The organism is Sphingobacterium kyonggiense (assembly GCF_039536825.1).
GTDB lineage: Bacteria > Bacteroidota > Bacteroidia > Sphingobacteriales > Sphingobacteriaceae > Sphingobacterium > Sphingobacterium kyonggiense.
Window position 1 is genome coordinate 656,714 of record NZ_BAAAZI010000006.1, and the last position, 13,441, is coordinate 670,154.

The 13,441-nt window shown below is 37.4% G+C and carries 13 protein-coding genes; 7 read left to right on the forward strand and 6 right to left on the reverse strand.

Annotated features, from left to right (window positions below):
• Positions 1–37: 37 nt before the first annotated feature.
• Complete coding sequence (locus ABD676_RS07730) at positions 38–631, reverse strand: RNA polymerase sigma factor (RefSeq protein ID WP_344674023.1); 594 nt, start codon at positions 629–631, stop codon at positions 38–40.
• Between the two features lie 154 nt (positions 632–785).
• Positions 786–1,610 carry a glutaminyl-peptide cyclotransferase gene (locus tag ABD676_RS07735; RefSeq protein WP_344674024.1) on the reverse strand — a complete coding sequence of 275 codons (825 nt, stop codon included), beginning with the start codon at positions 1,608–1,610 and terminating at the stop codon, positions 786–788.
• 1,267 nt (positions 1,611–2,877) lie between these two features.
• On the opposite strand from ABD676_RS07735, the gene rpe reads away from it, so the two are divergent.
• Together rpe and ABD676_RS07745 are read left to right on the forward strand one after the other, a co-directional pair.
• Positions 2,878–3,558, forward strand: a complete 681-nt coding sequence (gene rpe, locus ABD676_RS07740; RefSeq protein ID WP_344674025.1) for a ribulose-phosphate 3-epimerase — start codon at positions 2,878–2,880, stop codon at positions 3,556–3,558.
• A gap of 143 nt (positions 3,559–3,701) precedes the next feature.
• Entirely contained in the window at positions 3,702–5,966 is a 2,265-nt protein-coding gene (locus ABD676_RS07745; RefSeq protein WP_344674026.1) for an aconitate hydratase, read from the forward strand.
• A 95-nt stretch (positions 5,967–6,061) separates the two neighbouring features.
• On the opposite strand, the gene ABD676_RS07750 is transcribed toward ABD676_RS07745, so the two are convergent.
• On the reverse strand, positions 6,062–6,298 hold the full coding sequence (locus ABD676_RS07750) for a hypothetical protein (RefSeq protein WP_344674027.1): 237 nt from the start codon (positions 6,296–6,298) through the stop codon (positions 6,062–6,064).
• A 1-nt stretch (position 6,299) separates the two neighbouring features.
• Complete coding sequence (locus ABD676_RS07755) at positions 6,300–7,148, reverse strand: universal stress protein (protein ID WP_344674028.1); 849 nt, start codon at positions 7,146–7,148, stop codon at positions 6,300–6,302.
• A 284-nt stretch (positions 7,149–7,432) separates the two neighbouring features.
• Here ABD676_RS07755 and ABD676_RS07760 point away from each other — a divergent pair, with 284 nt between their 5' ends.
• Together ABD676_RS07760 and ABD676_RS07765 are read left to right on the forward strand one after the other, a co-directional pair.
• Positions 7,433–7,969, forward strand: coding sequence for an RNA polymerase sigma factor (locus ABD676_RS07760; protein ID WP_344674029.1), 537 nt, complete (start codon positions 7,433–7,435; stop codon positions 7,967–7,969).
• An 11-nt stretch (positions 7,970–7,980) separates the two neighbouring features.
• Entirely contained in the window at positions 7,981–9,354 is a 1,374-nt protein-coding gene (locus tag ABD676_RS07765) for a hypothetical protein (protein WP_344674030.1), read from the forward strand.
• Here ABD676_RS07765 and ABD676_RS07770 read toward each other — a convergent pair whose 3' ends face one another.
• Complete coding sequence (locus ABD676_RS07770) at positions 9,355–9,966, reverse strand: HAD family hydrolase (RefSeq protein WP_344674031.1); 612 nt, start codon at positions 9,964–9,966, stop codon at positions 9,355–9,357.
• A gap of 49 nt (positions 9,967–10,015) precedes the next feature.
• Positions 10,016–11,209, reverse strand: a complete 1,194-nt coding sequence (locus ABD676_RS07775) for a proline dehydrogenase family protein (protein ID WP_344674032.1) — start codon at positions 11,207–11,209, stop codon at positions 10,016–10,018.
• 94 nt (positions 11,210–11,303) lie between these two features.
• On the opposite strand from ABD676_RS07775, the gene ABD676_RS07780 reads away from it, so the two are divergent.
• The 3 genes from ABD676_RS07780 (at position 11,304) to ABD676_RS07790 (ending at position 13,432) form a co-directional block, all read left to right on the forward strand.
• On the forward strand, positions 11,304–11,510 hold the full coding sequence (locus ABD676_RS07780) for an RNA-binding S4 domain-containing protein (protein WP_344674033.1): 207 nt from the start codon (positions 11,304–11,306) through the stop codon (positions 11,508–11,510).
• A gap of 117 nt (positions 11,511–11,627) precedes the next feature.
• Positions 11,628–12,692 carry a 3-dehydroquinate synthase gene (gene aroB, locus ABD676_RS07785; RefSeq protein ID WP_344674034.1) on the forward strand — a complete coding sequence of 355 codons (1,065 nt, stop codon included), beginning with the start codon at positions 11,628–11,630 and terminating at the stop codon, positions 12,690–12,692.
• 14 nt (positions 12,693–12,706) lie between these two features.
• Positions 12,707–13,432, forward strand: coding sequence for a ThuA domain-containing protein (locus ABD676_RS07790; RefSeq protein WP_344674035.1), 726 nt, complete (start codon positions 12,707–12,709; stop codon positions 13,430–13,432).
• The last annotated feature ends 9 nt before the right edge of the window (positions 13,433–13,441 follow it).

A 13,441-nucleotide genomic window follows, 5' to 3' on the forward strand; every position in this document is an offset into this window, starting at 1 on the left:
ATAAACACACTAGTCTAAAATGAATATTTTTTTATTTTTATACTAAACCTTTGATAATGAATAAAATAAAAAGTAGTGTGTCTTTGTTTTTATCCAATAATTCTCGAATTGTTTTTACTGCTGCGGTCAAGTGATTAGAGACAGTTGATGGGGATATCTGTAATGCTTCTGCCGCTTCAGCATAGGAATAGCCTTCTAATTTACAAAGCCGAAAAACTTGTTCTTGTTGCTTCGGTAGTTGAGAAATCAATTGATTGACTAAAGCAGATTTTTCCTTTAAAATAAATTCTTCCTCGACCGATAAACCCATTTGTTCACTATAGTGCCAGAGCTCGGCTTGCTTTTGCTGGTCTTTTGCAACCTGTCTTAAGAAATCAATAGCCAGATTATTTGAAATTTGGTAAATAAACGCTTGAAAAGATTTCTCAAGATTTATTGATGCACGCTTATTCCAAACTTTAATAAAAGTCATCTGAACAATATCTAAAGCTTGTTCCTCGTTTTTGGTCAAATTTAGAATATAGCGAAATAGGGGATCTGCATACCGTCTATAGATACGTTCAAATGAACGAATGTCACCCTGAATTAATCCATGAACATCTTGATTTATTTCGTTGGTGTCAGTTAGCATATTTATCCTATTTTCCTAAAATGTTAGAATGAAGTAAAAATAGAAAATTTAATTTTTAAGTAATTATTGGATTAGACTTTTATAAGTCCAATTATTTTACTAAAATGTTTTAGTAATACTAATATAGCAATAAAGTGGGTTAAAAATAATTTTATTATTGATTTAATTTGATTTTAAATGTCAATGGCCAATTCTTGCCAGTGATAAATAAAACTTGTTGGCCTAGATCATAGGCAATGCCATTTAAAACATTGTCCGCATCTGCTATGAAATTCTTGTCATATTGCTGAATAATCCCTTCAAAACTTATTTTTCCAACGATATTTCCAGAATTTGGATCGATCTTGTAGATGAATTCGGTGCCCCATCTGTTGGCGAAAATAAAACCATCTATATATTCCAATTCATTGATGCGATCAACTTCACCAGTATTATCCTTGACGATCAATTCCTTGCTCACTTGCATGCTTTGTGGATCTACAAAATAGATTTTGGAGCTCCCGTCTCCGAAGATCAAGGAGGTGCCGTCATTTGTTGCACCCCAACCTTCTTTTGGCCAATTATGAGTAGCAATAGGCTTTTTTAGGTTAGCTAGATCATAAACATAAATCAAGTTATTTTTATAAGTCAATTGATACAGTTTGTCCTTCAAAATGGTAATGCCTTCTCCAAAGATTTTATCATCAAAAGCATCATTCAATACTTGGGATTTACCACTTGTCGTATCGGTTTTGATAAGCTTGGTCATTTTCTCCAATCCGGTTCCTTCATACAAATCTTTGCCATGAATTAAAAAACCTTCTGTGAAGGATTGCGTATCATGAGGTATAGTTCCTAAAATCTGATAAGTAATTAAGCTTGGTGCAGGAATACTTGCTATGGTTTCCGTGTTATCGGTTTCGGTGCTTTGTTGCTGTGGATTTTGGCAAGCTGTTAAACAAGTAAAAAGGATTCCCGTGCTAATGATTAATTTTCTCATGACTTATTTTTCTATTTCTCCGGTAAATATAATGCTTGAAACATAAAATCCCTATACTCAAGATCCATTATAATAGGGGCTGATAGTAAATGAAAGAAAATGATGCCTAATGAAAGGAATTGAAATGCCAAGAGGTACATTAGGAGAGACGCTTCGCTGCTAGATGTGAGATAGGAGATTTGAGATAGAAAAGGTGATAGGAAACGTGAGTAATAATGTGTGATTTATTTCACAGTAGTTCGTAGGCGATGCATGCATCGCCCGCAAAATATAAATTATTATTAACAAATTTTCAGTGCGAGTCATCTTGCGTAATTCTATATTTTTTTCATTTACCTATTCCACTTTTTCCTTTCCATTTTTTAGTCTCATATCTCACATCTAATAGCGAAGCGGTCTTATATCTCACACTTTGCACATCAGAACAAGATATAGATTGGATTAAGAACCGCCCCTTCCTAACGTGCTACCTAACAACTTGCTATTTGGCGATTTATAGCTCGTCACGCGTAGGGGCAGCAATGAGCGTAGCGGAATGTCTGCCCGATTTAAAAAAGTATGTTTAGTAATAAAGTATAATTAGTATAACTGTCTCATATCTAATAGCGTATCGGTCTCCTATCTCTACTCTATTTCTGGCGTCTTAGGTCTGTTGTCTCATCGTCTCTCAAAGCAGTTTTCTTTGGTACTTCTTCGGATCTCCTTCGGAACTTGTTCGGATCTCCTTCGGATCTCGTTCGGTTAGAAGCGAACGAGATCCGAATTAAATGCGTTCAAGATCCAAAGAATATCCGTTGCATTCTCGAAGCAAATACCAGTCAAATCTAAGCTTCTATATAAGCCAATAGCAAGGATAATGGAGGATTTCCTAAAAGGAATGAAAGGTCAAGATGATTTAAGATCTCAATATTTCTATAGTGTTAAATTACGGTAAGGGTTGCATGCTTAGATATGATCATATAAGGTCATATTGTTTTGTGTTGAGGTTGCTTATTGTTAAAATATGTTAATCCATCTTATGGAATATAACATCGGCATTGCAATTGCGTTTTAGTATTAAAGAAAGCAAAAGAGTAATAAGAGTAAAAAAATTTCATAATTTAGGTTAATAATTGGTTTGGTAAAATCCTGAGGTTCCCCACCTCAGGATTTTTTTGTTTACTAAAAAAAACCAAGAATTGTAAGGATAGTGTAGCAATCCACGATTAAAAGCCTATTATGTCGAATAAAATGTTTATACTTATTATCTTTGCAAAAAAACATAAACATGTCCTCACAAAAACATTTAATTGCACCTTCCATTCTGGCTGCTGATTTTGCAGATTTAAAGAAAGATATTCAAATGGTCAATGAGAGCGAAGCTGATTGGTTTCACATTGATATTATGGATGGTGTCTTTGTACCGAACATTTCTTTTGGTTTCCCTGTTATGCAAGCAATCGCTAAGCATGCGAAGAAACCTCTGGATGTACATTTGATGATTGTAGATCCAGATCGTTATTTACAAATCTGTAAAGATAGTGGTGCAGAAATTATTACTGTTCATTATGAGGCGTGTACACACTTACACCGTACTTTGGCTGCTATTAAAGAATTAGGCTGTAAGGCTGGTGTTGCTTTAAATCCTCATACACCGGTTAGTTTGTTGAAAGATATCATTCAAGATATTGATTTGGTATGTTTGATGTCAGTGAACCCAGGCTTTGGAGGACAGAAATTCATTGAACGTACTTATTCTAAAATCAAGGAGTTACGTGCATTAGCTGCAGATCAAAACACCGATTTATTGATTGAGATAGATGGGGGAGTAGGTACCAGCAATGCCGGTAAATTATTGGCTGCAGGAGCCGATGTGTTGGTGGCAGGAAGTTTTGTGTTTACATCGGCAAATCCAATGGAAACAGTGAAAGAATTAAAGGCGGTTAATCCTAATTTACAGGCAGTTTAAGCTGTTTGTTTAGAATATTTCCAAATTAGGTGCAGTTGGCAGAAATGCAACATTAGCGATGTTTTTTTTGTATTTTTGCGTAGCACATCCTAGACTGGATGCCGGATTTGTAATAAAATAGAAATCAAATTAAACAAATAATAATGGCTTTTGATATAGACATGATTAAGAAGGTTTATTCACAGTATGATGAGCGCATTACTGCTGCTCGTCAGATTGTAAACAAACCTTTGACATTATCAGAGAAAATTTTGTATGCTCACCTTTGGGACGGAAATGCGACTGAAGCGTATGAGCGTGGTAAATCGTATGTAGATTTTGCACCGGACCGTGTTGCGATGCAGGATGCTACAGCGCAAATGGCTTTATTGCAATTTATGCAGGCGGGACGTCCAAAGGTAGCTGTACCTTCGACGGTTCACTGTGACCACTTGATTCAAGCACGTGATGGTGCTGAGCAAGATTTAAATCGTGCAAAACAAGAGAGCTCCGAAGTATTCAACTTCTTAAGTTCTGTTTCAAATAAATATGGTATCGGATTCTGGAAACCAGGTGCAGGTATTATTCACCAAGTTGTATTGGAGAACTATGCTTTCCCAGGTGGTATGATGATCGGTACTGACTCCCACACTGTGAATGCGGGTGGATTAGGAATGGTTGCTATTGGTGTAGGTGGTGCGGATGCATGTGATGTGATGGCAGGCTTACCTTGGGAGCTTAAATTCCCGAAATTAATCGGTGTTAAATTAACCGGTAAATTATCTGGTTGGGCTGCACCTAAAGATGTTATCTTGAAAGTGGCGGGTATTCTTACTGTAAAAGGTGGTACTGGTGCTATCGTAGAATACTTCGGTGAAGGTGCTGAGTCTTTATCATGTACTGGTAAAGGAACAATCTGTAACATGGGTGCTGAGATTGGTGCTACAACATCAACTTTTGGTTATGATGCATCTATGGAGCGTTACTTACGTGCTACAGATCGTGCAGAGGTTGCTGATGCTGCTAACGCTATCAAAGGTCACTTGACTGCTGATGCGGAGGTATATGCAAATCCTGAGCAATATTTCGATCAATTAATTGAGATCAATCTTTCGGAATTAGAGCCATCATTGAATGGTCCTTTTACTCCGGATTTATATACGCCAATTTCTCGTATGCGTGAGGAAGCTGGTAAAAACGGATGGCCTACTAAAGTAGAGTGGGGATTAATCGGTTCATGTACGAACTCTTCTTATGAAGATTTATCGCGTGCGGCATCGATTGCTCGTCAAGCTGTTGAAAAAGGTTTAGTTACAAAAGCTGAATTTGGTATCAACCCAGGTTCAGAGCAAGTACGTTTTACTGCTGACCGCGATGGTTTATTGAAAACTTTCGAGGAATTGAACGCTACGATCTTTACCAATGCATGTGGTCCATGTATCGGTATGTGGGATCGTGCTGGAGCAGACAAACAAGAGAAAAACACAATCGTTCACTCGTTCAACCGTAACTTCGCTAAACGTGCTGATGGTAACCCGAATACTTATGCATTCGTAACGTCTCCTGAAATGGTAGCAGCAATCGCTATCTCTGGTGATTTAGGTTTCAATCCATTAACAGATACTTTAGTGAACAAAGATGGTGAGCAAGTGAAATTAGATCCTCCTACTGGTGATGAATTACCAGAAAAAGGATTTGCAGTTGATGATCCGGGATATCAAGCACCAGCTGCTGACGGTTCTAACGTTGTTGTAGAAGTTTCTCCAACATCTGATCGTCTTCAACTTCTTGAGCCATTCTCTCCTTGGGAAGGTACTGACCTTAAAGGATTGAAATTGTTGATCAAAGCAAAAGGTAAATGTACTACTGACCACATTTCGATGGCAGGTCCTTGGTTGAAATACCGTGGTCACTTAGACAATATCTCCAACAACATGTTAATCGGTGCAGTTAACTACTTCAACGATAAAACGGATAGCGTTAAAAACCAATTGACAGGTGAGTATGGTCCAGTACCAGCTACTCAACGTGATTATAAAGCACAAGGAATTGGTTCTATCGTAGTTGGTGATGAAAACTATGGTGAAGGTTCTTCACGTGAGCACGCTGCTATGGAGCCTCGTCACTTAGGTGTTCGTGCAGTTCTTGTAAAATCATTTGCTCGTATCCACGAAACAAACTTGAAAAAACAAGGTATGCTTGGTTTGACTTTTGCAAACAAAGAAGACTACGATAAAATTCAAGAAAACGATATCATCGATATCAACGGTTTAACTGAGTTCGCTCCAAACACACCATTGACTATCGTATTACACCACCAAGATGGCACTTCTGAAGAAATCTTGGCAAACCATACATACAATAAACAACAGATTGAATGGTTTAAAGCAGGTGGTGCATTGAATATCATTCGTGCAAATCAGAATTAAGAACTTATTTCTTATAAAGAAGAAGAGCCTTTCCAACCGGAAAGGCTCTTCTTATTTGACTTAATCGAAATACTATTTGAACTTTATTATTTAGGTTATCGCAATAACATCGCCTCTTTATGGTTAAGGATCTGTTTAAATGTTGGAATTCCTTTATCCAATATTTCCCGGTGAAAGGGTGCAGGTATTAAAACCTTTACCTCATATTTATCCAGAGGGATGAAAAACAATACGCCATGTATGGTCAAGTTTTCATCCGTAATCTCGGTGTACTTCTCCACCATTTGATTGATTTTCCCCATGGATTCCAGTTTTTTGATAACCTGTTGCATACTATTTTTCTTCGTGGAAGACTAAGATAGGTACTTTGGAGTGAAATGCGAGGTTATTACTCACACTGTTGCTAAACATCCGATCAAAGAAATTCCGATTTCGTTTTACAACAGCCAATATGTCTACATTGTTTTCCAAAAGATAGGTAGTAATGGTATTTTCTATGCTTTCAACTTCTTCCAGTAATACATATTCGATTTGCTCATTAGGGAATTCATGACGCCAATTTTCAGTTTGCAAGAGTACATCCGCTACTTTTTCATTCTTTAGAATGTGTAAGCAGCTGATTTTTGCGCCAACCGCATTGGCCATTAATAGCATTTCCTTCAAAGCGGATTTGTCTTTATCACGGAATAGGGTGGTAAAAACCGCTCTTTTTATTCCTTGGTATTTTGCATGCGGAGGAACGGCGAGAACAGGGTTTTGAATGGAACGAATGACATTGACAGTATTGGTCCCAATCACTTTGGATAGGAAACCAGATTCTCCATGAGTTCCCATAACTACTAAATGTATTTTCTCGCGATCGGTAATCTTCTTGACCACAGCAGCTACTGGACCTTCTTCGAATAAGAAAACTAGCTCTACATCTGAGAGGTTATGTTCTTGTGCAATATCACGCAAGGCTTGTGTTTTCTTTTTGTAGATCTCAAATTGATTCAGTTCAATGGTTTGATAAACTTCACCAATGAGCTCGGGTTGTCCAGCATGAGTAGCCGACAAAACAGGTTCTAAATAGGTATAAAGCACATAAATTTTAGCGTCAATAGATTTCGCTATATTTAAGGCGTACAGAAAGGCATTACTAGCAATTTCTGAAAAATCGGTTGGAAATAATATTGCTCTCATGGTCATTCATTTAGTGTTTCCTTAAATTTACCAAATAAAGCGCAATTGCTTAATGATAGAAGTCATTATTTTCAATTGAATTGTAGCATATTAAGATGAATAATCGTATAAATCATACAAACAAATAGGAGGAAAGTTCAAATGCGTCAAAACTTTAATCCAGTTAGATGATTTATTAGCTAAAATATATACTGGATAACGTAAGGACATAGGTGGGAATTATACAGAAATACCTCGGTAAAAGTATGCCATTGAGTCTTCGGACTGCTTTGGAACAGTGCGCTATGTCCGGAAGTGAAAAAAGCAAAGCTTTTCTTTATAAGAAGTACTATGGTTATATCATGGCCATTGTGATACGTTATATGAAGCATGAAATGGAGTCGGAGGAGATTGCCAATGAGTGTTTTGTTAAAGTATTTAATAAGATTTCCAGTTTCTCTATTCATGAAGATTCAGAGATATTGGAAAAGACCTTCCGTTCATGGATGGGAAAGATTGCCGTGAATACTGCTATTGATGCATTGCGCGTACGGAAGCAAATGCTCATGTTGGATGACCTTAATGGTTCAGACACCTTGCATTATGCGGTGGACAATGGTAGTAAGTTGGAGTATCAAGACATCTTGCTTTTAATCCAACAATTGCCAGAAATCCAACGTACGATCTTCAATCTATATGAGATTGAAGGATACTCCCATGAGGAGATAGGTAAGAAGTTGGATATTCCAGATAGTACGTCTAGAACCTACCTAACCCGGGCAAAACAAAAGCTGAGAAAGCTTTACGCCCAACAGTTTAATTTGATAAATATACAATCCTGATTCGTAGAAAGATGGAAAAGCGTAATAAACAAGATATCGTTGATCAGATCATTGAGCAGTTGAAAGCTGCTGAGGATCTTCCCTATAAGGAAGGTGCTTGGGAGAAATTTCAAGAAACTCATAACCCTTCGGCTATTAAGAAGAATAGGGCCTATTATTGGGCTGCTTCGGCTGCAGCTGTACTGCTTGTGGGGGCTTTTGCTATTCAGCAATATAGCAAGGATAAACTGCCTACAAATGATCCAAATCAAACAATTGTGATGCAAGATCCTGTAAATTCATCTTCCACTCAACAAAATACGAATGAAGGCATTGAACAGAATTCAATAACAAAAGAGATACCTACATCTTTAAATCCTGGTGTTATAACTAATGGTAATGAACAGCAGGTGATTGCTCAGGTGAATGCAACGAATCAAGGAATAATAGCAAATCAGTCTTCAACTAGTTCAAATGGAATGTTTGAAGCGCAAACTGGTTTGCATACCATTACATCGAAAATAGCGAATCCAAAATATTTTGAATTAAAGAATCCGGTGATCTCTACTCAAATCAGTAGCTTAAAAAATGATAATCAATTGAAACCAATAGGGGATTCACGAATCGTATCTACCTTGGCTTCTAGCAATCAACAATTAGGTAATTCAGCAATTTCAGGTCAAGAACCGCAGTTCCAAAATAAGCGATTTAATTTTGGTGAGCGTTTTGATTTAGGGGTATTTGTTTCTCCGAACTCCACTAATGATAAGTTCAATTTTGGAGGTGGGGTATTGGTGGCCTACAATGTCACGAAGAACATTGCTGTTCGTACTGGTCTTGCTTTTAATCGTTATGAAGCGGGAGCAATGCGTGATCCAATTGCAAATCAAGATATACCAGTAGCAGCAAGTAAAGAGAGTATTCAAAAATACAATCAAAACAGCTTTTTACAGGCAAATGCAAGCAACGCTGTTATTCTGCCGAATATTAATGCAATTTCCGGTGCTGTACAAGCAATTGAGATTCCTGTTGATGTGAAGTTGAAAACTAATTCTGGTTTCTATGCTTCTACAGGTTTAACCTATTCGGCTGTGACCAAACAAGAGCGTTTTACGCATTATATTGAGAATAGTAATTCGGAAGTTTTTCCAAACGGGATGCCGGCTGATGATAAAGGTGTAGAGCGTGCTGTAAAACAAGTTTCTAAATCCATTAGGACGGAGGAACCTAACGTAAGTACTAATGGTTTTGGCGGTTTTATGAACTTATCTATTGGTAAAGAGGTGAAAATGAAAAAGAGTTTCTCGATTTCTGTTGAGCCTTATTTGAAATTGCCTGTAGGTAACTTCAAACGTGCCGATATGAATTACACCAATGGTGGATTGCGTATTATTACAAATTTCTAATTAAATCTGGTCAATTCTAACCCAAGCCATTCCTGCAGCAATAGCTCCTTGAACACCTGGATCTCCATCTTCAAATACAAGGCAATCAGCAGGGTCTACATTTAATTGTTCAGCAGCCAATAGGAAAGGTTGAGGCGATGGTTTCCCTTTAGGGGTATCACCAGCACAAACTAAGGTTTCAAATTTACCGGCAACTTCAATTACGTCTAGGGTTATGGTTAGGGTAGAACGCGATCCTCCAGATACAATACCAATCTTATGACTTCCTTTCTTGTCCAATAGTACCTGGCGTACATAGTCAACCGGTTTGGTTGCTTGGATAAAACGCTCTATAAAGATGGCAGATTTGCGTTTGGCGAATACTTCAAAATCCAATTCTACCTGATACCTTTTTGATATTTCATCAGCAACAGCAATTGTTGGCCATCCTGCAGTTTCATCGATTAGATCGGGATTTAAGTTAATGCCATATTCCAATGCGGTAGCAACATAAGCTGCTTTATGTGCATCTATGTTGTCAGCAAGGGTGCCATCGACATCAAATAATAAAGCTTTGTAGGAATCAGCAAGCGAACTTAAGGAAAGGTATTTCTGGTATGCAATCTCGTTCATGCTGCAAAAATAAGAAAGTCTCCTTATTTGGGAGACTTTCTATAAGTTATTATTTCTTTAAGGCTTTCCTTCTTTTCAATTCTTTCATGATCAGACTTAATTCACGTCCTGTTTGACCACCTACAGAGGTGTTCTCTTGAGCACGACGGAATAAGTATGGCATTACAGCTTTCACTGGTCCATAAGGCATGTATTTAGCTACATTGTAACCAGCAGCACCAAGGTTGAAGGAAAGATTATCTGACATACCCAATAATTGCGCGAAGAATACATTCGGTAAATTATGAGGGATATTTCGACGTTCCATTTCCTCAGCTAGGATACGGCAACTTTCCTCATTATGCGTTCCGGCCATTAATCCGATTTGATCAATATTATCCAAGATAAAATAGATAGCATCGTTGTAATCGGTATCCGAAGCTTTTTTGTTAGGTTGGATTGGTGAAGGGTAGCCATTTTCTTTAGCTCTTTCACGCTCAATTTCCATATAAGCTCCACGAACAATTTTAGCTCCTAAATGGAAGTTCTGTGTTTTTGCATAAGCAAAATCAGCTTTTAGAGATGCTAATTTATCAGCACGGTACAATTGATAGGTGTTGTAGACAATAGGTTTTTCCTGATTGTACTTCTCCATCATTTCGCGAGCGATATCATCAATGGTATCTTGAATCCACGAGTGCTCTGCATCAATTAATACACGGATACCTGCAGCATGACATGCTTTACAGATTTGATCACATCTGTTCCATAGACGTTGATACTCCGCTTGCTCCTCAGCAGATAAAGCTTGTTTTGCATCGATTTTAGCCAAAAGATCAAATCTTCCTAATCCGGTAGGTTTAAATACACAGAAAGAAATCAAGGAATTTTGTTTGGCACTTTCTACCGTACGTAAGATTTCATTGCACGTGGCATCAAAGCTTTCTTCCGATTCTTCACCTTCTACCGAATAGTCCAGGATCGTAGTTACATTTCCATGTCCTAATTCAGCAATGGCACGAGAACAATCTTCAATGCTTTCACCTCCACAGAATTGTCTATAGATCGTATTTCTGATGATTCCTTGGATTGGTAATCCAATATTAAGGGAGAAGTTGGTGATTGGGGTACCGATTTTAATCAATGCATTGCTGGCTACCATTTTGAATAACCAGTACGCTTTATTGAGGTCTTTGTCACTTTTACCTTTAAAGGCAATTTCCGTATTATTAAAGTCTAGCTTTAAGGGGGAAATAGTATCCATATTCAATTAGTTTTAATCCCACAAACTTACTTATTAATTGCAAATAAAATCAACATTACATTGTAAATCATTAACAATAAATTTACTTTTGGTTATGCAAACGTTTACATTAGAGGGAGAGTACATTCAACTCATCCAATTATTAAAAGTGATGAACTGGGTTGAACACGGCGCTATGGCCCAATGGGTAGTAGAAGAGGGCTTAGTAAAGTACAATGGTGCTGTGGATTACCGCAAGCGACTAAAGGTTCGAGTAGGGGATTTGGTGGAGTTTGACGGCAATAAAGTTAAAGTAATATAAATTGAATATTAATAATCAATTGTGCTTCAAGAATTAACCTAAAAAAATCTGAATCTGCCGACCAAACATAGTGAAAGAGATTCGGAAAAATGCCTATCTTTAAGCTGAATTATTATTATGAAAAGAATCAAGAGTTTAGGATACGATGTCGTATTTGATAATGAACTAGATGAGTTACAATCTTTCCTTATTGATCATGACTATTCCCAGTTGCTAATATTAGTCGATCGAAATACCAATGACCATTGTTTACCCATTTTACAGTCCTTTATTCCGGATATTGTAGACTACGATATCATTGAAGTAGATCCAGGTGAGGAGAACAAGAATATCGATTTCTGTATTGGTGTATGGAAAACGATGTTGGACTTTGGTGCAGATCGTAAGGCATTAATGCTGAATCTTGGCGGAGGAGTAGTAACAGATATGGGTGGCTTTGCTGCTTCAACCTATAAAAGAGGGATTGACTTTATTCATATTCCGACTACATTATTATCCCAAGTGGATGCTTCGGTAGGTGGTAAAACAGGAATTGATTTGGATAATGTCAAAAACATCATCGGTACATTTACCCAACCTCAAGCGGTTTTTATTTCCACTAAATTTTTAGAGACCTTAGATGATCGTCAGATCCGTTCTGGATTTGCTGAAATTATCAAGCATGGTCTTATTCAAGATAAAGCTCTTTTTGATCGCTGTATGCAAGTGAGCTTGCCAAACATTCCTGAAGAGATGGTATATGATTCAGTACAGGTTAAAAACAAAGTTGTCTTAGAAGATCCTACAGAAAAAGGATTACGTAAAATATTGAACTTTGGCCATACTGTAGGGCATGCTGTGGAAGGATATTCTCTTTATCATGATCAAAATCCTTTATTGCATGGTGAAGCGATTGCCATAGGTATGATCTGTGAGGCTTATATTTCACATAAGGAGAACAACTTATCCGAATCAGCATTGGATACAATTGTTAATTACTTAAAGGGGATTTACCCTGCATATGCTATTCATTCTGAGATCTTCCCGGATCTTATTGAGCTCATGCGCAACGACAAAAAGAATGAAAGCAATAAATTAGGATTTGCTTTATTGAAAGACATCGGTAATTGTGAATACAATAAGTACGTTGAAGAGGATTTAATCACAGCAAGTTTGGCATATTATAACGAAGTCATTAAATAAATAACAAGATATTGATGAAATCCCTTGTTTATATATTGCTTATTACCCTGTTCTTGCCATTTGTACCATCTAGTGCAAAGGCTCAACAGAAGAAGGTATTAATCTTTACTAAAACAACGGGATTTCGACATGATAATATTCCCAAGGGCGTGGCTGTCATGAAGAAATTGTTTGCTGAAACTAATATTACAGCATCCCATACAGAAGATGCGAATGTATTCTTAGCAGATTCTTTGGCAAATTTCCAAGCCGTCATTTTCTTTAGTACCTCCGGTACCATATTGGATAATGTGCAAAAAGCAGCCTTTCAAAAATTTATCGAATCTGGTAAAGGCTTTATGGGAATCCATGCAGCTGCGGATACGGAGTATGAATGGCCCTGGTATGCACAGCTTGTTGGTGCTTATTTTTCTAGTCATCCTCCGGTACAGGAAGCAAAAATCGATGTGGTAAATAGGAAGCATCCCGCTACGAAACATCTGCAGAAGATATGGATGCACAAAGATGAATGGTATGATTTTAAAGATGTCAAACCAGGGATCAATGTGTTGATGCTTTTGGATGAAACATCCTATAAAAATGGCCGAATGGGGAAATTCCACCCAATTGCTTGGTTCCAAGAATTTAAGAACTACCGTATGTTCTATACAGGCTTAGGCCATACCAAGGAGTCCTTTGATGAGACTAATTTTCAAAAACATATTTTAGGTGGACTAAAGTATGTGATGAAATTGCAATAAAGGTGTTGT

What these genes read in the sequence shown, in the direction of transcription:
- ABD676_RS07730 (WP_344674023.1), bottom strand. Translation starts at nt 631, where the DNA reads ATGCTAACTGACACCAACGAAATAAATCAAGATGTTCATGGATTAATT.
- ABD676_RS07735 (WP_344674024.1), bottom strand. Translation starts at nt 1,610, where the DNA reads ATGAGAAAATTAATCATTAGCACGGGAATCCTTTTTACTTGTTTAACA.
- rpe (WP_344674025.1), top strand. Translation starts at nt 2,878, where the DNA reads ATGTCCTCACAAAAACATTTAATTGCACCTTCCATTCTGGCTGCTGAT.
- ABD676_RS07745 (WP_344674026.1), top strand. Translation starts at nt 3,702, where the DNA reads ATGGCTTTTGATATAGACATGATTAAGAAGGTTTATTCACAGTATGAT.
- ABD676_RS07750 (WP_344674027.1), bottom strand. Translation starts at nt 6,298, where the DNA reads ATGCAACAGGTTATCAAAAAACTGGAATCCATGGGGAAAATCAATCAA.
- ABD676_RS07755 (WP_344674028.1), bottom strand. Translation starts at nt 7,148, where the DNA reads ATGAGAGCAATATTATTTCCAACCGATTTTTCAGAAATTGCTAGTAAT.
- ABD676_RS07760 (WP_344674029.1), top strand. Translation starts at nt 7,433, where the DNA reads ATGTCCGGAAGTGAAAAAAGCAAAGCTTTTCTTTATAAGAAGTACTAT.
- ABD676_RS07765 (WP_344674030.1), top strand. Translation starts at nt 7,981, where the DNA reads ATGGAAAAGCGTAATAAACAAGATATCGTTGATCAGATCATTGAGCAG.
- ABD676_RS07770 (WP_344674031.1), bottom strand. Translation starts at nt 9,966, where the DNA reads ATGAACGAGATTGCATACCAGAAATACCTTTCCTTAAGTTCGCTTGCT.
- ABD676_RS07775 (WP_344674032.1), bottom strand. Translation starts at nt 11,209, where the DNA reads ATGGATACTATTTCCCCCTTAAAGCTAGACTTTAATAATACGGAAATT.
- ABD676_RS07780 (WP_344674033.1), top strand. Translation starts at nt 11,304, where the DNA reads ATGCAAACGTTTACATTAGAGGGAGAGTACATTCAACTCATCCAATTA.
- aroB (WP_344674034.1), top strand. Translation starts at nt 11,628, where the DNA reads ATGAAAAGAATCAAGAGTTTAGGATACGATGTCGTATTTGATAATGAA.
- ABD676_RS07790 (WP_344674035.1), top strand. Translation starts at nt 12,707, where the DNA reads ATGAAATCCCTTGTTTATATATTGCTTATTACCCTGTTCTTGCCATTT.